This is a genomic window from Arthrobacter sp. SW1 (genome assembly GCF_001766675.1).
Taxonomy (GTDB): domain Bacteria; phylum Actinomycetota; class Actinomycetes; order Actinomycetales; family Micrococcaceae; genus Arthrobacter.
Genome location: NZ_MJLT01000034.1, coordinates 112,324 through 136,466 on the forward strand (window position 1 = coordinate 112,324; position 24,143 = coordinate 136,466).

Here is a 24,143-nt window from a genome sequence, read left to right on the forward strand (position 1 = left end):
CCGCTGCCAAATGTTGCGGCCTTACGCAGTCTCCTCCAGCCCGCGCAGCTGCCGCAGGCGGCCGTCCTTCCCGAGTTCGAGCACGGTATCGATGCCCAGCCGCTCAAGGAACGCGAAGTCATGGCTGACGATCAGCACCGCGCCGCGGTAGGCGTCCAGGGCCTCTGCCAGCTGCCCGACGCTGGAGATGTCCAGGTTGTTCGTCGGCTCGTCCAGCACCAGCAACTGTGCGGGCGGGTCCGCCAGCAGCAGTTTCGCCAGGCTCACCCGGAAACGCTCGCCGCCGGACAGCGTGCCCACCGGCCGGTCCGCGGCGGGCCCGCGCAGCAGCAGCCTGGCCAGCCGGTTGCGGATGGTTCCCGACGGCGTCGACGGCGCTACGGCCTGCACGTTCTCCATGGCGCTCGCGGCGTCGTCGAGCCCGTCCAGCCGCTGCGGCAGGTAGCCGACGCGGCCGGTGAGCAGCACTCCGCCGGGACCGCTGGGAGGTGAGCCGACGGCGGTGCCCGTTTCCGGCGTCGGGCTGCCGGACAGCAGCCGGGCAAGCAGGGTGGACTTGCCGGAGCCGTTCGGGCCCACCAGCGCCACGCGTTCGGGGCCTTGGATGACGAAGGTCCGTCCATCGGACTGCAGTTCCGCGATCCGCTTGCCGCGCGGCACCTGCGGGTCCGGCAGCTCGAGGCTGATGTGCTGTTCGTCCCGGACCTTCGCGTCTGCGGCGTCGACGGCGGCCTGAGCAGCGGCGATCTTGCTGTCGAGGGTGCCGCGCAGGTTCCCGGCCGCCACCTGGGCGTTGCTGGCCCGGTTTCCGGCGAGGATCCGCGGAATGCCGCCGTCCTTCTGGGTTTTCTTCGCGGTCCGTTCCCGCCGGGCGAGCTTGGTTTCGGCTTCGACGCGCTGCTTCTTTTCGACCTTGAGTGCCTGCTGGGCGGACTGTGCCGCCTGGACCGCCGCGGCCTGCTCCTGTTCCCGGTAGGCCTTCCATTCGCTGTAGGGGCCGCCGAAGGTTTCCAGCTCACCGGCGTGCAGCTCGGTGGTGGCGTCCATGTGCTCCAGGAGTTCGAGGTCGTGGCTGACCACCACTAGCGTGCCGGGCCAGTTGTCCACCATCCGGGTCAGCTGGCGGCGGGTGGGGCGGTCCAGGTTGTTGGTGGGCTCGTCCAGGAGGGTGATGGGAGTGCGCCGCAGGTGCAGCCCGGTGACGGCGATGAGCATGGCTTCCCCGCCCGAGACCTCGGCCACGCGCCGGTGCAGGTCCGCGGCCGAGAAGCCGATCTGTTGCAGTTCCTCGTCGGCCCGGGATTCGATGTCCCAGTTGTCGCCGATCGCGTCGAAATGATCCTCGCCGACGTCCCCGGATTCGATGGCCCGCAGGGCGTCGAGGATGTGCCCGATGCCGAGCAGCTCCGCCACGGTGGTATCGCCCCGCAGGGTGAGGTTCTGCGGCAGGTACCCCACCTCGCCGCTGCGCTCAACCCGGCCGCCGCTTGGTTCCAGCAGTCCGGCAATGACCTTGAGCAGGGTGGACTTGCCGCTGCCGTTGCGGCCCACCAGGCCCGTGCGCCCGGGGGTGAAGCTGCCGTTGAGCCCGGAGAGGGCCGGGGTTCCGTCCGGCCAGGAGAAGCTGAGGTTGTGAAGGGAGATCGCTGATTTCATGGAGTGGTCTTTCGTCCGGAGCGCCGCGTTTGCGCACATCCCGGGGCGGGCCCGGGCAGGGGAGGGCGGCGTTGATCGCTTGATGGTGTGAATCAGGGGCGCGGAATTCCGGGACGTGCCAGGCAGATGCCGTGGCGCGAAATCACGAAAACGGGGAGCGGCGCATGCCGATGAGCTGGAAAGGGACCCGGCGATGCTCGCAGCGGGTGCTCAGGTACTCGGGCGATGGCCACCGGAATTCCGGCGGCTAGATTCTGTCGACCTCAATCTCCATGCGGACGAGGCTACCACACGGGGTACGTGGGCCGGCCCGAAAGAGGTGTGCAGGGCCCGCTGGATGGGGCCCTGCACGGTGTTTACCTATTCCTCGCCTTCGATGCGGCGGTTCCACCGGCGCTTGCGTCCGATCTTGCGGTTGACGGCCCACGGAGAGCGACGGGCCTTGCCCTGTCCTTTCCACTGATGGGGCTTGCAAAGTCCGCAGCCCTTATTGCGGCGGTGAGGTGAATGTGCCATGGCAGCTTCCTTCTCCGGAACAACACCCGCCCGGATGGGCGGGATAGCTCAGGAGGAAGCATGTGAATCATGGAGGCAGCGTAGCGGTGAGGCCGGACATTTTTCGAGGCCGGCTCTTACCGCACCCGTTCCCAGTCCTCCACCGGGCCGTCCACCACGAAGAACAGCGGGTGCGGTGCCGGTTCCGTTTCGGACCAGCGCACGGCGTCCTCGGGGCTGCGGCGCTGCAGCTTGGCGCCGAGGTGCTGCCATTCGTAGTCGAGCTGGCCTTGCGTGACCGGGATGCGCCGGCTGAACGCGCCGGGTTCGATGATCCTGCCGGCGTCGAAGTTGTAGCCGCGCGCAGCCGCCTCCGCGGCCACTCCGCTGAGATAGGAGCCGACGGCGGCCAGCGGCTCCGCATCCGCACGGAACCTCACGAGCTGTGGGTGGTTTTGGTAGCCCTTGGTGCGGCCGGCGAGCACCGCCTGCGCGAGGAGGGTTTCGCGCCAGCAGGCGACGAGCCCGGCCCGGTCCAGCTGGCGCGGATGCAGGGACCAGATCCTCATGATGCGCTTTCGGTCATGCTGTGCAGCTTAGCGCGCAGATACTCCCGGACCCGTTGCTCCGTACTCAGGCTGATGGCCGTGCGGAGGTACTCTGCGGCCTCGAGCGGTTCGTCCGCGGATGCCAGGAGCTCGGCCCGGGCCGCGAAGTACGGCTGGAAGCGCTCGCAGTCAGAGCGGCGGGCTGCGGCCAGCTCATCCAGGCGCCTGAGTCCTGCCAGGGGTCCGTCGAGCCGGCCGAGCACCACGGCCTCCGCAATCTGCGAACCCAACGTTGGTGCCACCCGGTTCAGTGCCGCGTACAGGGTGCCCAAGGCAGGCCAGTCCGTTCCGCCGCGGCGGGCCCGGTTCGCGTGCACGGCCTGGATGGCAGCTTCCAACTGGAAGCGCCCCGGCGTGCGGGAAGCTGCCGTTCGGGAACCGGAAGGCAGGGCCGATGCCCTCCGCAGGTACTCCTCGCCGCGTCCGATCATCACGGGGTTCCAAGCATCCGTGTCCTGCTCTTCCAAGGGAACATAAGCTCCGCCGGACGGACGGGACAGCAGGAACGCGGCCAAGGCGGCCAGCCCCCACGCCTCCGGTTCCGTTTCGAGGCTGCCGGCCACGAGCTCGGCCAGGAACAGGCCTTCGGCGAGCGTCGGACGCGGGCTCGCACCGCCGTCGTCGGGTGTTTCTGCAGTGGGAATCGCCAGGCAGCCGTACACGGCTTCCAGCACGGGCGGCAGCCGCTCCGGCAATATTTCAGGGCCGGGCACGGCGAAAGGAATCCGGGCGTCGCGGATGCGGCGCTTCGCGCGGACCAGGCGTTGCGCCATGGCAGCCGGCGGCACGGCGAACGCGGCGGCGATCTGGGCCGCCTCAAAGCCGAGGACGGTCTGCAGCATCAGGGGCGTGCGGACGTCCTCCGCGATGGCGGGGTGCGCGCAGACCAGCATGAGCGGCAGGCGGCGGTCGGGGAAATCGGCGCCGGGGAAATCGGCGCCGGGAGAATCCGGCGCGGCGAAAGGCGAGGAAACGGGCATTGCAAGCTCCGGAAGGACGTCCAAAGATGCGGACAAGCGGTGCCGGGCGGACTTCCATTCGTCCCGCTGCCGGTTGCGGGCCACGGTCAGCAACCAGGCCTCGGGCCGCTGCGGCACACCGTCCGCCGGCCAGCGGCGCAACGCCTCCTCGAAGGCGTCTGCCAAGGCATCCTCGGCGAGCAGCACGTCTCCAGTGCCGCTGGCGAGGATGGCGAGCAGGCGGCCGTACGACGCGCGGGCGGCCAGTTCCGCGGCCGCCCGCGCCCCGCCGTCGCCGGCTGAGTCCGTGGACGTCAGGCGTTCGGCACCCATGCGCCGTCCACGGTGTGCGTGGCGCCGGGGCGGACTTCCACGCTGCCCCACATCGCGCCGGGCGCCTGGCCGGCCCACTGGATGGCGGCGTCCAGGTCCGGCACGTCGATCAGGAAGTAGCCGCCCAGCTGCTCCTTGGTGTCGGCGAACGGGCCGTCCTGGATGCGCAGCTTGCCGTCGCGGTGCGTGATGGTGGTGCTCGCATGCGAAGGCTGCAGCACCTCCGCACCAAGCAGCACACCGGCCTGCTGGAGCGTGGCGGCGTAACTGTTCATCGCGGCTTCGCCTTGCTCCAGGACCTCGGGGCCGAGTTCCTCGGGGGACATTTCCTGGTAGTGCATCAGCAGTGTGTAACGCATGGTGATCTCCTCCTTCATCCGATGGTGGCCCGTGGCGGGCTCACACTCAAGACGATCGGGGAGGGCGCCAATCGACAGCTTCAGGGCATTTCTTGGAGTGTACGTTCGTGCACCCTCTTGAAAGTGTACGTTCGTGCACTGTGAGTAAGGTGGCGGAAAGCTGTTCCGTGCTCTTGGCAAGCAGGCATGCTGCAGCAGGCCTGGCAACGGCAAGCGACGCTGAAAGGCCTGAGATATGCCACTGGTCTCCCGGTGCTTGGCGGAAATCCTTTGGATGTTTCGTCGTCGGCTAAAACGGGTCATCGGGATGTGACTTGCATTCCCCGGCACGAGCTTTGAATACTCTCCCCGAGGCAAGCCTTGCCTTTCTATTGAGCAGATTTGGGGGAAATGTGAGATTCAAGAAAGTGTTCACGGCTGGAATCGGCGTGCTGCTGCTAGCGGGCCTAATGGCTCCTACCGCAGCAACGGCAGCGGTGCCAAAGGCTGACGCTGGGGTGGTGAAGCAGATTGATGCCGACACCAAGAGTTTGACCACGATGTCCCGGATCCCCACCGAAGCTCAGCGCTTGGAAGGGATGAAAGCAGCCCAGGCGGTTGAGGCCGCCGACCCACAGGGCTTTGCCGAACGAGTGGCGCTGATCCGTGCTTCATCCAAGACAATGGCGTACCTGAAGAGCTTCAAGGGCCTTGACCTGAACGAACAGGTCGTAATCCTAGCGTCCGCGATGCCCACTGATGCGTTGACCGGGTTTACGCAGCTCGTGCAGGCTGGTGGGATCGAATTCAAGGTCACAGCTCTGAGGAACAGCTGGTTCCGCTCGGAAATGATCGTTCACGAACAGCCATTGATCCAGCCCCAAGACCTCGGCTCCCTGCCCCGCTGCCCCTCCGCCTGGGCAGCATTCTGGGCTTGGTTCGCAGTGAACGCCGCGACCTGCGGAGCTTTCGCACCGTTCCCAGTGGCTGCATTCGCATGTGCGGCTGGCTTTGCCGTGGGCGGTGCCATCATCGATTTCAACCGTGGATGCTGACCGGAACGGAGAACACGCGAATGTCCAACAAATCCAGGTATTGGTTCACCCTTAGCGTTCTTCTTGCTGCGGTGGTGATCACTGTGGGGTTCGCTCCCGTGCCCTTGATCTTTGTCCTGGGCGGTCTCTTGATCGTCGGGTTTATCGCTGCGGGAATGCTCTACGGTCAGTTCCAGAAGGACGCCATCCGAAGCGGGGCCTTGACTGCTGTCTTCCCGGTAATTGCAGCTATTGTTGCGTTCAATCTTGCGCTCCTGCTGCGCGGAAATGCTTGGGCGGGGATCCTGGTCCCGGTCTTGGCTGCAGCACTGTTCGTCAGCTGTTTTCTATGGTCGCGCAAACACGGCCCTTACGTGCCGCCAACGAGCGGCACTGCCGCCTAAGACCGGATAGCCTTCAAATATTCGTTCATGCAAAATTGCTCCCCGAAAATTTCGGGGAGCAATTTTGCTGTAAGCCGCAAACCGCGGTCAGGCACCCACCTCGAAGCGCTCCACCGTCAGGTCTTCCAGCACGTCGAGGTCCACGTCCACGCCGAGGCCGGGCTTGTCCGTCACCAGCACCTCGGGAATGCGGAATTCCAGGTTGCCGGGCTCGCGGGAGAACTTCACGGGGCCGGAAAGTTCAGTGGACACGATGGCCGGGTGAGCCAGGGCCAGGTGGTAGCCGGCGGCGGAGGCGATGCTGGTTTCCAGCATGGAGCCGATCTGCACGGAGAAACCGGCCAGTTCGGCCTGCGTCGCCAGGCGGTGGCAGGCCCGGATGCCGCCGCTCTTCTGCAGCTTGAGGTTCACCATGTCCACGCTGCGTGCCTTCACGAAACGGGCCAGGTCGCCCTGCGACACCACGGCCTCATCGGCCATGAGCCGCACGCCCACCTGGGCGCGGATGAGTTCGAAACCGTCCACGTCGTCGGCACGGATGGGCTGCTCCACCCAGTCGATGCCGAACGGTTCCAGCGCGCGGATCATGTCGATCGCCGTCGCCGGGTCATCCCAGCCCTGGTTCGCGTCCACCCGGATCGCCAGGTCGTGGCCGATTGCCGCGCGCACCGCCCGGACGCGTTCGACGTCGAGCCCGTCCCTGCCGCCCAGCTTCATCTTCAGGTGCCGGAAGCCTTCCTCCCGCGCCTGGATGGCCTGCTCCGCGAGGAGCTCCGGGGGGAGGATGCTCATGACCCGCGCGATGGTGGGGTTCTCCGGCTTGCGCCCGCCCAGCAGGCTGTACACCGGCCGGCCGGAGGCCTTGCCCGCGAGGTCCCAGCAGGCGATGTCCACGGCCGCCTTCGCGGAACCGTTGCCCTTCATGGCGGCGTCCATGCGCTGGTGGATGGCGGTGATGTCGAAGGGATCAAGGCCGACGACGGCGGGCAGCAGCTCGGTGCGCAGCGCCTCCACCGCTCCTCCCGGAGTTTCTCCCGTGACGTGCGGGTCCGGGACGCTTTCGCCGTAGCCCACCAGGCCGTCGTCGGTCTCGAGGGCGAGCACGATGCTGGGCATGGTGCGGTACGTATCGTAGGCCACCACGAACGGTTCCTTGAGGGGAACCTCGATACGGGTGATGGTCGCTTTGGTGATTTTCATTCGGTGCCTTTCACATCACGGAGTTCAGGAACGCGACAGTGCGCGGGTTTTGCGGGTTGCCGATCACTTCGGCGGGGGAACCGGCCTCGACCACCACGCCGCCGTCCATGAACACCACGGTGTCCGCCACGCTGCGGGCAAAGCCGATTTCATGGGTCACCACGATCATGGTCATGCCGTCCGCGGCGAGCTGGCGCATCACGTCCAGCACATCGCCCACGAGTTCGGGGTCCAGGGCGGAGGTGGGCTCGTCGAAGAGCAGGAGTTCGGGGTCCATGGCCAGGGCCCGGGCGATCGCCACACGCTGCTGCTGGCCGCCGGACAGCTGGGCGGGGTAGTGCCCGGCCACATGGGACAGGCCCACGCGTTCCAGCAGTTCGTAGGCGCGGGCCTTGGCCGCTTCGCGCTCGACCTTCTTCACGCCCACCGGCGCCGCCATGATGTTTTCCAGGGCGGTCATGTGCGGGAAGAGGTTGAAGCGCTGGAACACCATGCCGATGCCGCGGCGCTGCCGGGACACCTCGCGCGGATTCATCTCGAAGATCTTGCCGTGCCTGCGGGCGTAGCCCACCAGTTCGCCGCCCACTTCGATCCGGCCGCCGTCGATCCGTTCCAGGTGGTTGATGCAGCGCAGGAACGTGGACTTGCCGGAGCCGGACGGCCCCAGCAGGCACATGACCTCGCCCGGCTTGACCGTCAGCGAGACGCCCTTGAGGACCTCCACGTGGCCGTAGTTCTTGCGGACGTTGCGGGCCCGCAGCAGGGTTTCAGTCATCGCTTGGTCCTTTGCATGATGCGGCTTTGGATGCGGCTGAGCAGGGAGGGTGCGTGCGCCGCGGTGCCGCGGCCGTAGTGGCGCTCCAGGTAGTACTGCGGTACGGACAGCACCGAGGTGAGGAAGAGGTACCAGGCGCTGACCACCAGCAGCAGCTCCACCTGGCGCAGGTTCTGCGAGGAAATCTGGGTGGCCACCGTGTACAGCTCCAGGACCGCGATCACGGACAGCAGGGAGGTCTGCTTCAGCATGGAAATGGTCTCGTTGCCCATGGGCGGGATGATGACGCGCATGGCCTGCGGCAGCACCACCTTGAAGAGCGTGTACGACGGCGACATCCCCAGTGACGCTGCCGCCTCATGCTGGCCGGGGTCCACCGAGAGCATGCCGCTGCGGATGATCTCCGCGGAGTACGCGGCCTGGTTCAGGGTCAGGGCGAGCAGGCCGGCCACGAACGCGGGCACCAGGGTGTTGGTGTCCACGGAGAAGATGGTGAAGTCCGTGAACGGCACGCCCAGGCTGATCTGCGAGTACAGCAGGCCAAGGTAACCCCAGAACACGATCTGGATCAGCAGCGGCGTTCCGCGGAACACCCACACGTAGAGCCAGGCGAAGGCGTTCATCACCGGGTTCTTGGACAGCCGCATCACGGCCAGCAGCACGCCCAGCACGGTGGAGACCAGCATAGCGATGACCGTGACCAGCAGGCTCAGGCCCACGCCGTTGATGATCTTCGGATTGAACAGGTACGTGGCGATCGTGGAGTGCTCGATGTTCGGGTTGGTCCACATCGAGGTGACCAGCCCCGCCAGGGCGAGTACCAGGACCCCGGCCACCACCCAACGCCAGGGATGGCGCAGCGGCACTGCGACGACGTCGTCGTCCGTGTTGACGTCGGTGTCCACGGCGCCGGGCGCCGTCACCGCGGGGGCAAGCTTGCTCACTTGACGTCCTTGCCCATGTTCATTCCGGCCTTCTTGACCGAGTAGTCGGAGAGCTCGTACTTCTTCAGGATCTCTTCGTAGCTGCCGTCCTTGATGATCGCCTCCATGGCCAGCAGCAGCGCCTTGCTCAGCTCCGCGTCCTTCTTCAGCACGCCGATGCCGGTGTAGACGGGCTCGTAACCGGCGGGGTTGGAGGGATCGCGGACGATGTCGAAGACCTTGCCGTCGCCCGCGGTCTTGGCCGCGTAGGCTGCCGGGGCGGAGTCCACCACTTCGGCGCTCGCCTTGCCTGCGCGGACGGCGGTCTGCACATCGGTTTCCATGGGCAGTTCCATGACGTTGACCGGTGCTGCGCCCTTGTCCTTGCACTTCTGTTCGTAGCCGCGCAGGATGTCGCCCTGCACGGTGGCCTTCTGGACGGCGACCGTTTTTCCGCAGAGATCCAGCGCCGTGGTGATGTTCTCCGGGTTGCCCTCCTTGACCAGGATGGAGAACCCGGCGTGCAGGTAGTCCACGAAGTCCAGGGTCTTCTGGCGTTCCGGGGTGTCGTTCATGCCGGACATGATGATGTCGTTCTTGCCGGACTGCAGGGACGGAATGATGCTGTCGAAGGCCTGCTTCTGCAGTTCCAGCTTCACGCCGAGCTTGGCGCCCAATGCCGCTGCGAGGTCCACGTCCAGGCCGGTGAGCTTCTGGTTTTCGTCGAACATTTCCAGCGGCGGGTACGGGATGTCCGAGGCCACCTTGATGACGCCGGCGCTCTTGAAGCGTTCCGGGAGGGCAGCCGCTGCGGCGGGATCGGCGTCGGCGGTGGAGACGGGCTTGCCGCTTTCGGCCGGGGTGGCGGCACCGCCGCAGGCGCTCAGGCCGAGCACGACGGGAAGGGCAGTGGCGCAGAGGAGGTAACGGAGGGAGGTTTTCATGGGGGACTCCTGAGATGTTGGGGCGGGGCAGGCTAGCGGGCTGCTTGCTGGCGGCTGAGGCGGTACCAGCCGGTACGGGTGACGGCGTCGGCGTGGTAGCCGGCGGCGAAGGCGGTTTCGAAGGATTCGCGCATGGTGCTGCGCCAGAGGGCGGCCTGTTCCGGATCGGCGGAACGCAGGGCCACGATGTCCCGGGGTGCGCGGCACCAGAGGGTGCCGTTCGCGTCCATAAGCTGCGGCCCGCCGTCGGGCCCGTCTTTCAGGACGGTCGCGGCACCGGGCTCCGGGAGCTCGACGTCGGTGGGCCGGCCTTCGCTGCAGTCGATGCTTTCCTGCGAGGACAGCGGCCAGACGGCCACCAGGCGGTCGCTTTCGTCGTTGGCATTGATTTCGTCTTCCATCAGGCCGTAGAAGTTGCGCTCGTATTCGTCCACATGGGCGCCCAGCTTGCTGAGGTTGAAGCGGGCGTTGCGGCTGACCAGCGGATCGAAAGTCCAGGTCATGGTTTCGATGCCGCGGTCCAGCGACCAGGCGCGCTGGTGCTGCTTGAGGGCGAAGCCGACGCCTTTGTCCGCGACGCCCGGGGCCACGCCCGCGATGAACGAGTAAGTGGCAGCATCACCCGGCGTGACGATCGCGACAGCGGCGCCGCAGAGGGTGCCGTCCGGCAGGTACGCGGCGGAGATGTTGCAGCCGGCGTGCGAGATGGCGCGCAGGATGTCGAAGGGGACGGGTGCGCCGTGCGGGGACGTGCCCCAGATGCTGACGAGCAGGCCTTCGATGTCCCGGAGCTTCTCGCGGTCCGACTCCTCGATGACCGTGACGCCGGCCCGGTCAGCGGCCGCGGTGGCTGCTTCCCTGGCCTGGCGTGCTGCGGGATGTGCTTCAACAGGCTGCCTTAAAACAGTGAGTGACATTCCTCCACTATCGCTACGCGTTCGGGCGCATGGCTTTAGGGTGTGGCACCAAGCTTTCTCTCTTGGCTTGTGGTTTCCCACAAGGTCGGATAGCTTGCCGGGCATGGCCCAGAACCCTTCCGTGTCCCAGAGCCCGTCCGCTTCGCACCAGATCCCGCTGCAGGAACTCCTCAAGGTGCTGGAAGGCTCCGGCCTTGGCATCCGGACGCACGGCCCCATGCCTTCGCTGGCGCTGCTGAGCCCCGGCCTCTACGACCCCACTGCCGCGCTCGAATCCCTGCCCGGCGGCATCCTGCTGGGCATCGGACTGCAGGCTGGCGATGAGCGGACTGCCGCCGTCGTGCAGGAAGCGGCCCGCGCCGGATTCGCGGCGATCGTGATCAAGGCTGATCCGGAATCCGCCGGGCTGGAGACGCTCGCCGGTGCCGCGGACCGGACCGGGATCGCGCTGCTGGTGGTGGCGGACGAGGTGTCCTGGCGGCAGCTGGACGGACTGATCGAATCCGCCGTCGGGACGCTCGCGGAGGCCAACAGTTCACTGGTGCCGTTGGGTGTGGGCGATCTGTTCGCGCTGGCCAACGCCATTGCCGCGATGGTGGGCGGGGCCACCACCATCGAGAACCTGCAGGAACAGATCCTGGCGTACTCCACCCTGCCCAACCAGCCGATCGACGAGGACCGCCGGGCGGGCATTCTGGGCCGGCAGGTGCCGTACCTTCCGGAGAACGCGGGGCAGTACGCCTCGGTGTTCCGGGCCGAAGGGGCCGTGCACATCGAGGGCGTGGGCGATGCCATGGACCGCCTGGCCATCGCCGTGCGCGCCGGGAAGCAGCCGCTCGGTTCCATCTGGGTGGTGGACGCGGACGGCACTTTGGACGCCGAGGCCAAACGGGCCCTCGAGAGCGCCGCGGACATCGCCGCACTGCACATGCTCCGCGCCCGCAGCAGTTACGACCTCGCCCGCCAGCAACGCGCCGAACTGCTGCGCCGGCTCCTCGAAAGCGACGACGATTCCCAGCTGGTAGCCGAACAGCTGGCCCTCGGGCGCAAAGGGCCGTTCGCCGTCGTCGCCTTCGCCGCGGAGGTGGTGCCCGGCTCGGAGGAGATCGCGCTGGCTCGCGTGCTGGACCTGGTGAGCACGCAGTGCGAGGCGTACCGGCAGGGCACGCAGTGCGTGATGATCGGCACCACCATCTACGCCTTGTTTACTGAAGCCGGCGCTGCCGCGTTGCCGCAGATCGGGGCGCTGGCGCGGCGGCTGATCGAGCGGGCCGCGGTGTCCTTGCGGCTGGAGCTGCGGGTGGCGCTGGGCACGCCGGTCGCCGCAGTGGGCGGGATCAGCCGCTCCAAGTACGACGCCGACCTCGTCCTCCTGATGCTGGCTGACGGCGGTGCTGGTGGTTCAGTTTTTGGCGGTTCCGGCGCCCCCGGTGTTTCCGGGGGCGGCTTCGCCAGCGCGGCGGAAATGCGCAGCAGGCTCACCCTGCTGGAGGTGGCGGCGCTGTTCCGGAGCAAGCCCCGGCTGATGTCCCCGGCCGCGGCAGCGATGCTGGAACACGACGCCCGCTCCGGCACCGACTACGCCAAGACGCTACGGACGTACCTGGCGTTTTCCTGCGATTCGGCCAAGACCGCGAAGGCGTTGTCGCTGCACCAGAACACCCTGCGGTACCGGCTGCGGCGCATGGAGGAGATTTTCGGAATCGACCCCGCCCAGGCCGAGGACATGCTGGTGCTGTGGCTGAGCCTGGCCGTGCAGGAACTGGGCGGGCCGGAGTCGGGCGGGCCGGAACTGGGCGGCGGACCAGAATCGGACATTCTGCTGGATCACATCGCGGGGTGACTACGGGAGGCCCGGCGCGGCGTGGGCGGGCTGCGGGTAGGCACGGGGTGATCCAGCAGAATCGTCGCGTTGCTGAACGGCAAAGAACGCGCGGATTCGTGACCACACGCAACGTTCGCATACCGATTGGATTTACCCCTGTTCCGGACTACGGCACGGCCCCACAATTGAGCTACTTATCCACTGGTCTCATGCTTCCAAGGAGACTGCCGTGCGCCACCCAATCCGTTCCGCCGCCGCGTTGGCACTGATTCTTTTCCTGGGCGCCTGCGGGCAGCCGGCGCCCCAATCCACCGGGGCCCAATCCACGGCGCCCGCACCATCCGGCAGTGACGGCGCCACGGCGACGGACGCGCCAGCGCCCGCGCCAAGCTCGGACGCCCCGACGAACGAAAGCTGGACTGCCTACAAGACCAAGGACGGGACGCTGACCTTCGAGCACCCCGCCGACTGGGTGGTCACGGATCCTGCCGGCACGCCGTCCCAGGGCGGTGTTTTCCTGGCGGTCTCGACGGGGTCGGGCAAGCAGCTTGCCACCCTGCGGACCAATCTCGTCACTGGCGCGGAATGCACCACCAAGACTCCGTACTCGCTGCTCGATTCGGAACCGGTGCCCGCACTGGCCCAGGCCGGGACCACGCCGCGCTTCGTCTTCGAAGGCCGCCAGGGAACCGACCCCGCGAAGACCGGGCCGCTGGCCTACGGAATCACTTCGGGGCCGGAGCCGACAGGTCCGGACGCCTGCCCCATCTTCCATTTCTTCACCTGGCCGCCGAGCGGCGCCAGCTTCGGCGGCGCCTACGATCCGATGCTGCCGGTGGAGGGCGCGACGCCCGGGCCGGACACTCCGCAGGCCTACATGGAGACGCAGGAGTACAAGGACATCAAGCGGATGATCATGTCCCTGCGGCCGGTTTCCTAGGAGGACTGCATCACGGAAAGGTGCCCGGCCCGCGCGGCCACCAGGCATTTGGCCAGGTAGAAGGGCCTTCCCGCGCGGCGCACGTACTGGGTGAGCACCAGCACCGGGTCCGAGGGGCGCAGGTCCAAAAGCCTGGCGCGGCTGGGGCCCGCGGTGCTGAGGCTGATCTGGCATTCGCCGGGCCCCAGTTTCATTCCGGGGCGTTCGGCGAGGATTTCCAGGAGCGTTTTCGGGGCGAGGCTGGTGCGCCCGGCGGGGCCTGCAGCGGCGGCCAGCCAGTCGCCGTCGTCGACTGCGTTGCCCTGAGTGTCCGGGGCGCCCGGCTCGCGGCCGGTGTCCGCCGGCACGTTCTCCTGGAGATGGCCGATCGCCTCGCCGTTGCGGATGAGCACGCTTTCCCAGAGCCAGCAGTCCTGGTTGGGTTCGACGCCGATGCCCGGGGCGGTGAACTCGGACGCCGGCTGGAATTCGGTGAGGGTGCGTTTGACCTGCACGTCCAGTTCGGTGCCGCCCAGGAGCTGATCGAAGGGGCGGATTTTCTCGATGCCGATGCGGGGCAGCGTGTCTGCCACGAAGCGCCCGACGCCGCGCCGCGCCCTGGTGAGGCCGTCTTCCTCGAGCAGCATGAGGGCTTCGCGGATGACCGTGCGGCTGACGTCCATCATGACGCCAAGCTCGGTTTCGGTGGGCAGCAGCGAGCCGGGCGGGAGGAGCTTGGTGCGGATGGCTTCGGCGATCCGGGAATACGCGGCCACGCGCAGGGGCTGTCCCGGCTGTGCGGTGAGGGGTCGGGACAGGAACTGGACGGCGGTGTCGCTCACGGGGCCTCGCTTGGGTGGGGTCTGTTGGAGCCACTGTACTGAGGTTGTTATACAAACCAAACTCGCACGGAAAAGGCGCGCCGCCCGCAGGGGCAACGCGCCTTGACCGTGTATCCGGGAGCTACAGCTGGCTGTCCGTGTAGGACCCGGCACGGGGCGCCGCCTGGCAGCTGCATTTGCTGTCGACTTCGATGCGGATGGTCACCGTTTCGCCGCCCTCGACATTGAGGATGACGGGCTCGTTTCCGGCGCTGGAAACCCGCAGGACGGTGTTTTCTGGAGAGGCTACGGACATTGGGGAGTCTTTCGGATTGAACGGGATAGCGTGGATCAACCCGTCACGTGGAGCACCTTGCGCATGAACACTGCTGCCCGCGTGGGCGGGGATCCTGGAGGGGAGCTGGGCGGCGCGGGTGGGCACGCAGCTGGCGGCGCTATCGGTCGGCAGCACCCCGGTAGGGAAGGCTCCGGCAACGGTCGGCCGCCTCGTAAATGGTAGGGCCCGGGAGTGAGCTGGGGCACATTGTGTTGGAAGGCGGACCTCAACCCAGCGTCACATTCCCGTCCGTGCCGATGCTCCATCCCGGGTTGTGCGCGATCTCCCAGATGATGCCGTTGGGGTCCTGGACGTGGCCGTGGAAGATGCCGCCGAACGCCCCGGGCTGGGCCGGCTTGAGCACGGTGGCGCCGGCGGCCTCCAGCTTTTCGATGGTCCCGGCAACCTCCTCGGCGCTGCCCACATTGTGCGAGAGAGTCACCCCGCTGACACCCGCGGCAACACCCGGAACGCCCAGGTCCTCGTTGAACTTCGCGGCGTCGAACAAGCCGAGCACCAGGCCCGGCGCCACCTGGAAGAAGATGATCTCCCCGGGAACATCCAGCAGCGGCTCCCAGCCCAGGCCCTCCTTGTAGAACGCGCGGGCGCCGTCCAGATCCGGGGTAGCGGCGGTGATGAAATGCAGTTTCTGCTCCATACGGGGATGCTAGCCGCAGGCTCTGTCATTTTCATGCCGTACATTCGGGGGATGAGCATTGCTATCCGCCACCACACTGACTGGGAACGTTTCGAGCTGCTGGAGTCCGACCGCGTGATCGGCAAGGCCGCGTACAAGGATTACGACGGCGGAGCTGCCGCCTCCGCACCGGAGGGCGGCGATGCGCGTGAACCGCGGGAGCGGATTTTCTACCACACGGTGGTCAACGAGGAATACGGCGGGCAGGGCCTGGCCGGGAAACTCGCTACCGAAGCCCTCAACCAGACCGTGGCGGCGGGCCTGAAGATCGTGCCCGTCTGCGCTTTCATCAAGAAGTTTGTGGTGAAGCACCCGGAGTACGAAGCGCATGTGGTCAAGCCGACCCCGGCCCACCTGGGCTTCCTCGACGACGCCCTCGCGCAGCGGGTCAGGGCGTAACCGCCCCGCCCCGCTGCCCCGGGAGCAGCTCGAAGCTACTCCGCAGCGGCCGCCGGAACCGACTCGCCGCTGCGCACCGGAGTGCTGCTGCGGCGGCGCCAGTAGGCGGCCAGCACGGCACCGGAGACGTTGTGCCATACGGAGAAGATGGCGCCGGGCAGGGCTGATTCGGGGGTGAGGTACTGGCGTGCCAGCCCCGCCGCGAGGCCGGAGTTCTGCATGCCGACTTCGATGGCGGTGGTGCGGCGCGAGGGAACCGGCAGCTTGCACAGCCGGGCCGCCGCGTAGCCGAGCGCGTAGCCCAGGCTGTTGTGCAGGATGACGGCCACGAGGACCAGAAGCCCGGCCGCGAAAATGGCCTTGGCGCTTCCGGACACCACGGCCACCACCACAACGGTGATGGCGATGACCGAGATCCACGGCAGCGCCGGCAGTGCCTTGTTGACCAGGCCGGGCAGGAAGAGCCGGACCACCAGGCCCAGCAGCACCGGGAAGAGCACGATCTGGACGATGGACCAGGCCATGAAAGCGGCGTCCACCGGCATGTACTGACCGGCCAGCCAGAGCGCCAGCACCGGGGTCAGGAGCGGGGCGAGCAAGGTGGACACCGTGGTCATCGCCACGGACAGCGCAACGTCTCCGCGCGCCAGGTAGGACACCACGTTGGAGGCGGTGCCGCCCGGGCAGCAGCCCACCAGGATGACGCCCGCTGCCAGCGCCGGCGGCAAGCCCAGCACCATCGCCACCAGCCAGCCGAGGAACGGCATGATGGCGTACTGGGCCACCACGCCGATCACCACCGGGACCGGCCGCTTGGCGATGATGGCGAAGTCGGGCGGCGTGAGGGTCAGCCCCATGCCGAACATGATCACGCCCAGCAGCGGGTTGATCCAGGGCGCCAGCCCGGTGAAGCTGCCTGGCGTGGCAAGGGCGACGGCGCCTCCGGCCAGGATCAGCAGGGGAAAGAGGGTGACGGCCACACGGGCGCTGCGTTCTTCGGCGGCAGACGCCGTCGTTGCAGCTTTGGATGAAGAAGACATACTTATCGGCCTATCACAGCGGGGAGCCGGTAGGAGAGTCAACGGGCTTCGATGACAAAGGCGGGCTCCCGGATTTCTCCGGGAGCCCGCCTCTCTTTCCCCGGGCTTCGACGGGGAGCCAGTGATGACGAACGGGCTGTTACGGACGGACGCTCTTGCTGCCCTTCGTGAGGATCAGGGCCAGGCCCACCATGCCTACGCCCAGGAGCAGGTGCAGCACGTTGTCGAAGGTGTTCAGCGGAACGAAGTTGCCGGGCGAATCCTGCGGCACAAGCAGCCCGTAGATGAACAGGACAAGGTAGATCACGCCGCCATAGAGCAGGAAGGCGCGCGAAGCTGTGGCGCTGCGGGCCAGGACCAGGCCGGCGACGCCGAAGAGCAGGTGCACGATGTTGTGCAGGGCCGATACCTGGAAGAGGCCCAGCAGCATGGCCTCGGAATGGTGGCCGGCGAAGTGCAGCTGATCCATGCCCGCGGTGATTCCGGGAACGAAGCCAAGGATGCCGACCAACAGGAACACTGCGCCAACAACCATGGACGCTTTCTGGACATTGCTGCGCGTCCCGGTGTGGGTGAGCGGGTGGGTTGCCATGACGGTTTCTCCTCTGTGTACGGGTGCTGCCCGTAAGCAGCTGATCGGGCCCCAAAGGGGTGATGCCCGTTATTCGGAGCACACAGGGAAGCGGATGGGTCGCCGCCCGAAAAAGGAGAAAAAAGTTTCGCGCCCGTCGGGACCCGGTCAGGAACGGAGCGGAGCGAGCGCCACGATGGGCAGCGTGGGCGTGGCCGAGCCGCCGGCAGGCTCCACGGTGACCCCCAGCGCCGCGGCACCCGAGAGACCCTTCACCACTGCAGGCTGCGACAGCGTCCGGGCGTCCATGAGTCCCTGCGATACCGGAGCAGAACCGTCCTGCGGGATGAGCCACATCTGGTACACCTTGTCCGCGGGCGGTGGCGGTACGTCCTTCATCCGCACCACCATGGCGTCCCTCGACGCCGAAACCGCCACCGTTGCCGTTCCGCCGCCGGCCACGTCCACCGTGGCTTCGCGCACGTCCTGTGCCTGGAGGATCTGCGTGGCGGGGTCGTTTTGCGCGGCGACGTAGCTGCCGATTCCCACCCCGCCCACGGCCAGGGCCACCGCGGCAGCGGCGGCGATCAGCCAGGTACGGACGGCGGAAGGCCGGCGTCGTTCGCTGCGTTGTTGCCGCGCGGCAGCGAGTTCATCGCCCGACGCCGGAGCGGCAGCGGGTGCCGGCGGCGCCGGCAGCTGCGCCAGGGTGCGTTCCAACAAGTCCGCGGGCGGCTCTTCTTCCGCGGTGAAGGCCAGGGCGAGGGTTTCGCGCGCCTGCCGGACCCGCTCGTTGAAAGCGCGGCGCTCGGCGTCCTGGGCGGTGGCGAAGTAGGCGTCGATCGCTGCGCGTTCCTCGTCGCTGACGGCGTCCAGCGCGTAGATTTCCGCCAGTTCCACGGCGCGGCCCGCGGCGAGGTCGGTGGCAATGTCCGCAGCGAAACCGCGTGGCCGCATGCCGCCGTCGTTCATGTCCTTGTCCATATCAGCCCACCTCCAAGCAGTTCTTCAGCCGGAGCAGTCCGTCGCGGATGCGTGACTTGATGGTGGGGAGCGCGGCGTGCAGCTTCTCGGCGACTTCCCGGTAGCTCAGGCCGCCGTAGTAGGCCAGCCGCACCGATTCCTGCTGTGTTTCCGTCAGGGTCTGCAGGCACCGGGCAACGGCTTCGGCTTCCAGCCGGCTGCCGACTTCCTCGGAGACGGCGTCGTGCTCGATGTCCTGGCTGGCGGCGCCGTAGCTGGCTTCGCGGTCCGTGGCGGCCTGCACGGAGCGGACTTTGTCCACGGCCCGGCGGTGGGTGATGGTCATCAGCCAGGCGAGGGGGCTCCCGGCCGCGGGATCGAAACGGCCCGCGCTTTGCCACACCTGCAGGAAGACTTCCTGGGTGGCGTCCTCGCTGAGTTCCTGGTCCAGCAGCACCCGGCGGGCCAGGCCGAAGACCCTGCGCGAGGTCAGCCCGTAGAACTCCACGAAGGCGTCCCGGTCGCCACCGGCGATCATGCCCAGTAGCCTGCCCAGCTGCGCGTTCAACTCAGGCACCGGGGACGTACCGGTCCCGGTGGCGTGGGCGTCCGCGGTACCGCGGGCAGGAGAGGTGTCCATGTCCGTCCAGCATAAGCGCCGCAGCTGCGTGGTTGTCATGTGTCGCCCCTCCTGCCGGCCAAGGGATGTTCCATGTCCCGCACAGGGTATTCGGTGCCGAGGACGCGGCGGACGGGTGGCGGTACCTGAACGCCACCCGTCCTGCCGGACTCAGCGCGCTGCCGCCCCTTCGAACACCAAACGCACGGCGTTGCGCACGCGCTCGCGGCCGGCGTCGGGATCTTCCGTGGAGGAGGCGCGCACCACCAGCTGGTAGTAGTACATGCCGTTGATGAGGTCGATCATCGCCTCCACGTCCACGTCCGGACGGATTTCCCCGGTGGCGATGCCGCGCCGGATCTCGGCCGCCACGGGTTCCCGGCGCCGCGAGACGTGCCGCTCCCAGGAGAGTGCCCGCAGCTTCTCGTTCTCCAGGCCCAGCGCCACGCGCTTCTTGACCAGCGTGCCCACTCTGCCGTCCACTGCGATGGACGCCTGTTCGTACGAGTCCAGGATGGTGTCCACGCAACTGCCCGACGGCGTCAGCTCCACTCCGGAGCGCACGCTGTCCAGCGCCGCCGCGATCAGTTCCTCGCGGCTGGCCCAGCGGCGGTAGATCGCCGCCCGGCTCACCCCGGAGCGTTCGGTGATGGCGGTCATGGTGACCTCGCGGGTGTCGCGTTCCAGCAGGAGGTCCACGGTGGCTTCGAGCACCTGGGCTTCCAGGCTGGTGTCGCGGGGCCGGCCGGGCGCCCTCACCACGGAGTCGAGCGTGTCAGTCACCCTGCACCAGCCGTCCGCGCAGTTCTTCGATGATCCCGTCGCTCAGCCCGGCTTGCCGCACGGGCTCCACCACGCTGCCGTGCCGCTCGATGAGGATCCGCTGCATGGCGTCCATCGATTCGGCGTGCGCGCCCATCATCGCCCCTGCTTTTCCAGCCCCGGCGCCCGCCTGGGTGTCGGTGGGCAGCGGCTCAGGCAGCAGCCCGCCCAGGATGGCCTGCAGCCGCGGGAACAGACGCGGCAGCCGGGCCGCGGTGGCGGCGTAGTCGGCGGAGATGGTCTCCTGTGTGGCCCCCAGCGCGGACAGTACGACGGCGGCGAACACCCCGGTGCGGTCCTTGCCGGCGGCGCAGTGGAAGACAGTCGCGCCCTCGCTGAGTGCCACGAGGGTGACGCCGAGTGCGAGCTGCCGGGCCTGGCCCTCCACCAGCGCCGCGTACCAGGCGCCCACCTGTTCCGGGGTGGCCGAGGCGGACATGAGCTGCCGCTCGAGCTCCTCCGGCATCGCCATCGCGGCGGTCAGTGCGAGGTGGTGGTAGTTCACGCCCGGCACGGTCAGGGGACCACGGCCCGTGAAGAGCGCCTCCTCCGGTGAGCGGAGGTCGATGACCTGCCGGACGCCGTCGTCGACCATTTTGCGGGCGAAGTCCGCCGGCATCACGGAGACGTCGTCGCTGCGCAGCAGTACGCCGGGGAGGGTCACGCCGCCGTCCACGGGCAGCCCGCCGAGGTCACGGAGGTTCACGGGGGCCAAATCAAGCGTTTCCAAGAGGGGTCCTAACTGAGCTTGGCGCGGATGAAGGCGCTGATGCGGTCGATGATGGTGACCAGCACGATGATGCTGATGATGATGGCGCAGAGGTGCCCGTAGTCGTACATGCGCATGGCGGTGGTCAGTTCTAGGCCGATGCCGCCCGCACCTACCAGGCCCAGGATGGTGGCCCCGCGGACGTTGCCTTCGAAGAGCAGCAGCGTGTAGCTGACCAGCAGGGGAGCGGCCTGCGGGAGCACGGCGTAGGCGATGACCTGCCGCTTGTCCGCGCCCACCGCGGTGAGTGCTTCCACGGGGCCGGCCTGCACGGATTCCATGGCTTCGGCGTAGATCTTGCCGATGGAGCCCACCGATCCCACCACGATCGCCAGGATGCCGGCGAACGGTCCCAGTCCCACGGCGGAGACGAACATGAGCGCGAAGATCAGTTCCGGGATGGAGCGCAGCACGTTCAGGATGCCGCGGCAGGCGGTGTAGAGCCAGCGCGGGGCGATGTTGCTTGCCGCGCCGAACGCCAGAAGCAGCGAGCAGAGGGCGCCGAGCACCGTGCCCACCACGGCCATCTGCAGGGTCTCCACCAGGAGGGTGGCGATGGTGCCGAACTTGTCGAAGGTGGGCGGGAAGAGGCGGGCCAGGAAGTTGCCCATGTTCGGCACGCCGCTCAGTAGCTTGTCCGGGTTAAATCCCGCGCCGAGCCCGGACCAGACCAGTACGACGGCGGCAAGCACCCAGAGTGCCGCGCCGCGCGGCGTGGGGAGGTTGAACGGGCGGGAGAGACGCAGGCGGTCGGCCTCGGAGAGGGAGGTGTCCAGGGGCTTGTGGTTTTGCTCTGTGGTTTCTTCAGTTTTCGAGGAGTTCAGTGTCGGTGCCATAGATTTGGTGCACCTCCTTTTCGCTGAGATCGGATGCCGGGCCGGCGTAGACAAGTTCGCCGGAGTGCAGGCCCAGGACGCGGTCCGCGTAGCGGCGGGCCAGGCCCACCACGTGCAGGCTGACGATCACGGGGATCTGTTCTTCGCGGGCGATGCTGCGCAGCAGGCCCAGGATGTTCCCGGCCAGGCGCGGGTCCAGGGAAGCAACGGGTTCGTCGGCCAGGATGAGGCGCGGCCGCTGCATCAGGGCGCGGGCGATCGCCACGCGCTGCTGTTCGCCGCCGCTGAGGCTGCGGCAGGGCTGCTTGGCCTTGTGGGCCAGGCCCACGCGGTCCAGCAGTTCCAGGGCGGTGGTGCGCTGGGCGCGGCTGAAGGTGCCCAGCAGGTTGAGCGGGCCGGCGTCGTGCAGTCCTCCGGTGAGGACGTTGGTGAGGGCGGTCAGCCGCGGGACCAGGTTGAAGTGCTGGAAGACGTACCCGACGTCGGAGCGCAGCTCCCGCAGGCCGGCCGGGTTCTGCTTCGCTACCTCGCGTCCGGCCACCTCGAGCTTGTCCGCCGTGAAGGGGGCGATGCCGGTGAGGGTTTTCATGAGGGTGGACTTGCCGGAGCCGGAGTGGCCCAGCAGGGCCACCACTTCGCCGGGGTAGACGTCCAGGTCCACGCTGCTGAGGGCGGTCTGCTCACCGTATTGCACGCGCAGGGAGCGGGCGGAGACGGTGGGGAGTGCCGCCGTCGGGCGTTCCAGTGAGCTGAGGTCCATGGCAGGTGCGGGGCGTTCGACGGCGGGGCTGCTCACCGGAGGTCCTTGAGGTTCACGCCGATGGATTCGGCCACGTTGGTGAGGGGTTCGTAGACGCTGAATTCGGGGTCCATGGCGGGTTCGCCCTTGAGGCCCATGGTCTTGGCGACTTTTTCGTTGCCGGCCATGAGGGCGGGGAGCTTGGCCTTGAGGGCTTCGCGGGCGTCGTTGTCCAGGTCCTTGCGGACCACCACGGAGATGCCCACGGGGATGGGGTCGGTCTTGGCGAAGACGGTGATCTCGGATTCCTTGAGGATGCCCTTTTCCACGAAGGTGGGGTAGAGCTGGCGGGCGGTGCAGGCCACGTCCACGCTGCCGTTGGCGAGGGCCAGGACGGCGGAGTCGTGGGAGCCGGCGAAGGTGCTCTTGTAGTCGGTGCCGTCCGTGAGGCCGGCTTTCTTGAAGAGGGCCTTGGGCATGAAGTAGCCGGTGGTGGAGCCGGGGTCCACGAAGGCGATCTGGCGGCCCTTGAGGTTCTGGGGCTTGGTGATGCCGCTGTCCTTCTTGGCGAGGCAGAAGGCGGCGGGTTCCTTGCTGGCGGGCCACACCATGAGGGGGTCCACGCTGCCGGTCTTGTAGGCAAGGGCGGCGGAGAACTGGCTGAGGATGGCGACGTCCACGGAGTTGTTGCGGACAGCTTCCACGACGCCCAGGTAGTCGGCGGGCTGGAGGTTCTTGACCTGCCGGCCGGAGGCTTCGCCCACCATGGTGGCGAGGTCCTTCATGATGGACTGCTCTTCGGGGTCGTCCGTGCCCGGGGGAGTGGCGAAGACGAGTTCTTTCTTGTCGTTGGTCCCGTTGGTTCCCGGGGCGCCGGCGTTGGCGCTGCCGGAGCAGCCGGCGAGTGCGCCGGTGAGGGCCATGAGGCCGATGAGCGAGCTTGCGATGATGCCAGCACGAGCGTGCATGGTGATGCCTTCCGTCAAGGTTGGGGCCGGCTGCACGGAGAGGGCAGCCGCGGTGACGGAATTACGAAACCAGCAGTATCTGAATCGGAATTACGAGACTGGCAGTCTGCGGGTTGCGGGGAGGTTAAGAGTTGGGGTGTGGCGGGCCTGGAGCTTGCTAGAGCGGTAAATCGCTCTTCGCATCCCGGCGAGCATCTCGCGCACTACTTTGGTGGCCCCGATAGAGATTTGTAGCTTATTCGGGAACCAGGCTTGCTTTCAGTCTGATCTATCCTGGGTGGGTGAGCGAGATGGCCGTGGGGGACAGTAACTTTGATTCACGACTCCGTCGTGAGGCCATGGCGTGGCTGGCCGTACGCACCAACGATGGTGCAGAGTGGCTGACCAGACAAGACATTGAGGACTTCCACTTTGAGGGAGAACCAAGGCGGCTTCAGGCAACACAAACTGGAATTTGGAAGCCGAAAGATCTTTCCGCTGCGCTCTCAATCCAGACGGTTTACCGGGCGCCGGGTAAAGATCGACCTTACGATGACCGGGTAGGTGATGACGGGCTTCTCCGCTATGCGTGGCGCGGCGATGACCCGAATCATCCTGACAACCGCGCACTTCGCTCGGCGATGCAACAGGAACTACCTTTGATCTGGTTCTTCGGCGTAGGCATGGCGCCGGCTGTTTTCCAGCCAGTCTTTCCGGTCTTCCTGCTTTGGGAGGAACCAGAGAAGAAGCAGTTTGTCATTGACCCTAATGTTGGAAAAGGTCTCATCGGCAGAGAAAGTCCTATTGAGGAGCATCTCCGTCGTTACCTTATGGTGGAGACGAAGAGACGCCTGCATCAGCCCGTTTTTCGGTCGACGGTGCTTCGTGCGTATCGGAGCAGATGCTCTGTCTGCGCGTTGGCGCATCGGGAGTTGCTGGATGCCGCCCACATTATTCCTGACGCTGCGGAAGAAGGCATTGCATCGGTTGTGAATGGTATTGCGCTCTGCAAAATTCATCACGCTGCATTCGACGCTCTCATCCTTGGCATTCGTCCTGATTTCATTGTCGAAGTTCGGGAGGACATCCTCAAAGAGGTCGATGGCCCTATGCTCAAACACGGCATTCAAGGACGCCATGGCGAGCGGCTCATGGAGCTCCCGAGAAATCGACGCGAGCACCCCCGGAAAGACCTACTTGAGCAGGCCTATGAGCGGTTCAGGACTGCCTAGCCGTTGCCGCCTATACCTACG

Annotated in this window: 28 protein-coding genes; 6 read left to right on the forward strand and 22 right to left on the reverse strand. The window is 67.1% G+C overall.

Going from position 1 to position 24,143, the window contains the following annotated elements; translation table 11 throughout:
- Positions 1 to 21: 21 nt before the first annotated feature.
- From BIU82_RS12340 to BIU82_RS12355, 5 genes are all read right to left on the reverse strand, one after another.
- Complete coding sequence (locus BIU82_RS12340) at positions 22 to 1,656, reverse strand: ATP-binding cassette domain-containing protein (RefSeq protein ID WP_070349756.1); 1,635 nt, start codon at positions 1,654 to 1,656, stop codon at positions 22 to 24.
- A 360-nt stretch (positions 1,657 to 2,016) separates the two neighbouring features.
- Positions 2,017 to 2,172 (reverse strand): hypothetical protein, encoded by a 156-nt coding sequence (locus tag BIU82_RS19905; RefSeq protein ID WP_171906539.1) that lies wholly within the window; start codon positions 2,170 to 2,172, stop codon positions 2,017 to 2,019.
- A 116-nt stretch (positions 2,173 to 2,288) separates the two neighbouring features.
- Entirely contained in the window at positions 2,289 to 2,720 is a 432-nt protein-coding gene (locus tag BIU82_RS12345) for a pyrimidine dimer DNA glycosylase/endonuclease V (RefSeq protein ID WP_070349757.1), read from the reverse strand.
- Positions 2,717 to 4,051 (reverse strand): DUF6596 domain-containing protein, encoded by a 1,335-nt coding sequence (locus BIU82_RS12350; protein WP_070349758.1) that lies wholly within the window; start codon positions 4,049 to 4,051, stop codon positions 2,717 to 2,719. The genes BIU82_RS12345 and BIU82_RS12350 overlap by 4 nt, the downstream gene beginning before the upstream one ends.
- Positions 4,033 to 4,410: a YciI family protein gene (locus BIU82_RS12355; RefSeq protein ID WP_070349930.1), complete on the reverse strand. Its 378-nt coding sequence runs from the start codon at positions 4,408 to 4,410 to the stop codon at positions 4,033 to 4,035. The genes BIU82_RS12350 and BIU82_RS12355 overlap by 19 nt, the downstream gene beginning before the upstream one ends.
- A 500-nt stretch (positions 4,411 to 4,910) precedes the next feature.
- Between BIU82_RS12355 and BIU82_RS12360 the strand changes: the two genes are divergently transcribed.
- Together BIU82_RS12360 and BIU82_RS12365 are read left to right on the forward strand one after the other, a co-directional pair.
- Positions 4,911 to 5,444, forward strand: coding sequence for a hypothetical protein (locus BIU82_RS12360; RefSeq protein WP_139146598.1), 534 nt, complete (start codon positions 4,911 to 4,913; stop codon positions 5,442 to 5,444).
- A gap of 20 nt (positions 5,445 to 5,464) precedes the next feature.
- On the forward strand, positions 5,465 to 5,827 hold the full coding sequence (locus tag BIU82_RS12365) for a hypothetical protein (RefSeq protein WP_070349760.1): 363 nt from the start codon (positions 5,465 to 5,467) through the stop codon (positions 5,825 to 5,827).
- Positions 5,828 to 5,914: 87 nt separating this feature from the next.
- On the opposite strand, the gene BIU82_RS12370 is transcribed toward BIU82_RS12365, so the two are convergent.
- From BIU82_RS12370 to BIU82_RS12390, 5 genes are read right to left on the reverse strand one after another with little or no spacing between them, the layout of a single operon-like run.
- A complete protein-coding gene (locus BIU82_RS12370) occupies positions 5,915 to 7,027 on the reverse strand; it encodes a dipeptide epimerase (protein ID WP_070349761.1) in 1,113 nt (370 codons plus the stop codon).
- 10 nt (positions 7,028 to 7,037) lie between these two features.
- Positions 7,038 to 7,802 (reverse strand): amino acid ABC transporter ATP-binding protein, encoded by a 765-nt coding sequence (locus BIU82_RS12375; protein ID WP_070349762.1) that lies wholly within the window; start codon positions 7,800 to 7,802, stop codon positions 7,038 to 7,040.
- Positions 7,799 to 8,746: an amino acid ABC transporter permease gene (locus BIU82_RS12380; protein WP_253182767.1), complete on the reverse strand. Its 948-nt coding sequence runs from the start codon at positions 8,744 to 8,746 to the stop codon at positions 7,799 to 7,801. The genes BIU82_RS12375 and BIU82_RS12380 overlap by 4 nt, the downstream gene beginning before the upstream one ends.
- Positions 8,743 to 9,669 carry an ABC transporter substrate-binding protein gene (locus BIU82_RS12385; RefSeq protein ID WP_070349763.1) on the reverse strand — a complete coding sequence of 309 codons (927 nt, stop codon included), beginning with the start codon at positions 9,667 to 9,669 and terminating at the stop codon, positions 8,743 to 8,745. Before BIU82_RS12385 ends, BIU82_RS12380 begins: the two co-directional genes overlap by 4 nt.
- Before the next feature lie 32 nt (positions 9,670 to 9,701).
- On the reverse strand, positions 9,702 to 10,586 hold the full coding sequence (locus BIU82_RS12390) for a hypothetical protein (protein WP_070349764.1): 885 nt from the start codon (positions 10,584 to 10,586) through the stop codon (positions 9,702 to 9,704).
- 103 nt (positions 10,587 to 10,689) lie between these two features.
- Here BIU82_RS12390 and BIU82_RS12395 point away from each other — a divergent pair, with 103 nt between their 5' ends.
- Positions 10,690 to 12,429, forward strand: coding sequence for a PucR family transcriptional regulator (locus BIU82_RS12395; RefSeq protein ID WP_070349765.1), 1,740 nt, complete (start codon positions 10,690 to 10,692; stop codon positions 12,427 to 12,429).
- 211 nt (positions 12,430 to 12,640) lie between these two features.
- Positions 12,641 to 13,351, forward strand: coding sequence for a hypothetical protein (locus tag BIU82_RS12400; protein ID WP_070349766.1), 711 nt, complete (start codon positions 12,641 to 12,643; stop codon positions 13,349 to 13,351).
- On the opposite strand, the gene BIU82_RS12405 is transcribed toward BIU82_RS12400, so the two are convergent.
- The 3 genes from BIU82_RS12405 to BIU82_RS12410 all read right to left on the reverse strand — a co-directional run bounded on the left by BIU82_RS12405 (position 13,348) and on the right by BIU82_RS12410 (position 15,146).
- Positions 13,348 to 14,172, reverse strand: a complete 825-nt coding sequence (locus BIU82_RS12405; RefSeq protein ID WP_070349767.1) for a GntR family transcriptional regulator — start codon at positions 14,170 to 14,172, stop codon at positions 13,348 to 13,350. The two genes, BIU82_RS12400 and BIU82_RS12405, sit on opposite strands and share 4 nt — an antisense overlap.
- A gap of 121 nt (positions 14,173 to 14,293) precedes the next feature.
- Positions 14,294 to 14,467: a hypothetical protein gene (locus BIU82_RS19910; RefSeq protein ID WP_171906540.1), complete on the reverse strand. Its 174-nt coding sequence runs from the start codon at positions 14,465 to 14,467 to the stop codon at positions 14,294 to 14,296.
- 247 nt (positions 14,468 to 14,714) lie between these two features.
- Complete coding sequence (locus BIU82_RS12410) at positions 14,715 to 15,146, reverse strand: VOC family protein (RefSeq protein WP_070349768.1); 432 nt, start codon at positions 15,144 to 15,146, stop codon at positions 14,715 to 14,717.
- Positions 15,147 to 15,197: 51 nt separating this feature from the next.
- On the opposite strand from BIU82_RS12410, the gene BIU82_RS12415 reads away from it, so the two are divergent.
- A complete protein-coding gene (locus BIU82_RS12415; protein WP_070349769.1) occupies positions 15,198 to 15,584 on the forward strand; it encodes a GNAT family N-acetyltransferase in 387 nt (128 codons plus the stop codon).
- Between the two features lie 35 nt (positions 15,585 to 15,619).
- On the opposite strand, the gene BIU82_RS12420 is transcribed toward BIU82_RS12415, so the two are convergent.
- From BIU82_RS12420 to phnD, 9 genes are all read right to left on the reverse strand, one after another.
- Entirely contained in the window at positions 15,620 to 16,624 is a 1,005-nt protein-coding gene (locus tag BIU82_RS12420; RefSeq protein WP_070349770.1) for a bile acid:sodium symporter family protein, read from the reverse strand.
- Between the two features lie 139 nt (positions 16,625 to 16,763).
- The gene (locus tag BIU82_RS12425; protein WP_070349771.1) at positions 16,764 to 17,216 is read right to left on the reverse strand and encodes a DUF4383 domain-containing protein; all 453 of its coding nucleotides are present in this window, start codon (positions 17,214 to 17,216) and stop codon (positions 16,764 to 16,766) included.
- 147 nt (positions 17,217 to 17,363) lie between these two features.
- Positions 17,364 to 18,179: an anti-sigma factor gene (locus BIU82_RS12430; RefSeq protein ID WP_083292314.1), complete on the reverse strand. Its 816-nt coding sequence runs from the start codon at positions 18,177 to 18,179 to the stop codon at positions 17,364 to 17,366.
- A gap of 1 nt (position 18,180) precedes the next feature.
- Positions 18,181 to 18,798, reverse strand: a complete 618-nt coding sequence (gene sigK / locus BIU82_RS12435) for an ECF RNA polymerase sigma factor SigK (protein WP_070349772.1) — start codon at positions 18,796 to 18,798, stop codon at positions 18,181 to 18,183.
- Positions 18,799 to 18,948: 150 nt separating this feature from the next.
- Positions 18,949 to 19,560 (reverse strand): TetR/AcrR family transcriptional regulator, encoded by a 612-nt coding sequence (locus tag BIU82_RS12440; protein WP_070349773.1) that lies wholly within the window; start codon positions 19,558 to 19,560, stop codon positions 18,949 to 18,951.
- Complete coding sequence (locus BIU82_RS12445) at positions 19,553 to 20,329, reverse strand: tyrosine-protein phosphatase (RefSeq protein WP_070349774.1); 777 nt, start codon at positions 20,327 to 20,329, stop codon at positions 19,553 to 19,555. Before BIU82_RS12445 ends, BIU82_RS12440 begins: the two co-directional genes overlap by 8 nt.
- 8 nt (positions 20,330 to 20,337) lie before the next feature.
- Positions 20,338 to 21,204 carry a phosphonate ABC transporter, permease protein PhnE gene (gene phnE / locus BIU82_RS12450; protein ID WP_070349775.1) on the reverse strand — a complete coding sequence of 289 codons (867 nt, stop codon included), beginning with the start codon at positions 21,202 to 21,204 and terminating at the stop codon, positions 20,338 to 20,340.
- Complete coding sequence (gene phnC, locus BIU82_RS12455) at positions 21,173 to 22,000, reverse strand: phosphonate ABC transporter ATP-binding protein (RefSeq protein WP_253182768.1); 828 nt, start codon at positions 21,998 to 22,000, stop codon at positions 21,173 to 21,175. Before phnC ends, phnE begins: the two co-directional genes overlap by 32 nt.
- Entirely contained in the window at positions 21,997 to 22,911 is a 915-nt protein-coding gene (phnD, locus tag BIU82_RS12460; RefSeq protein ID WP_070349776.1) for a phosphate/phosphite/phosphonate ABC transporter substrate-binding protein, read from the reverse strand. The genes phnC and phnD overlap by 4 nt, the downstream gene beginning before the upstream one ends.
- Before the next feature lie 290 nt (positions 22,912 to 23,201).
- On the opposite strand from phnD, the gene BIU82_RS12465 reads away from it, so the two are divergent.
- Positions 23,202 to 24,122: an HNH endonuclease gene (locus BIU82_RS12465; protein WP_253182777.1), complete on the forward strand. Its 921-nt coding sequence runs from the start codon at positions 23,202 to 23,204 to the stop codon at positions 24,120 to 24,122.
- Positions 24,123 to 24,143: the final 21 nt, after the last annotated feature.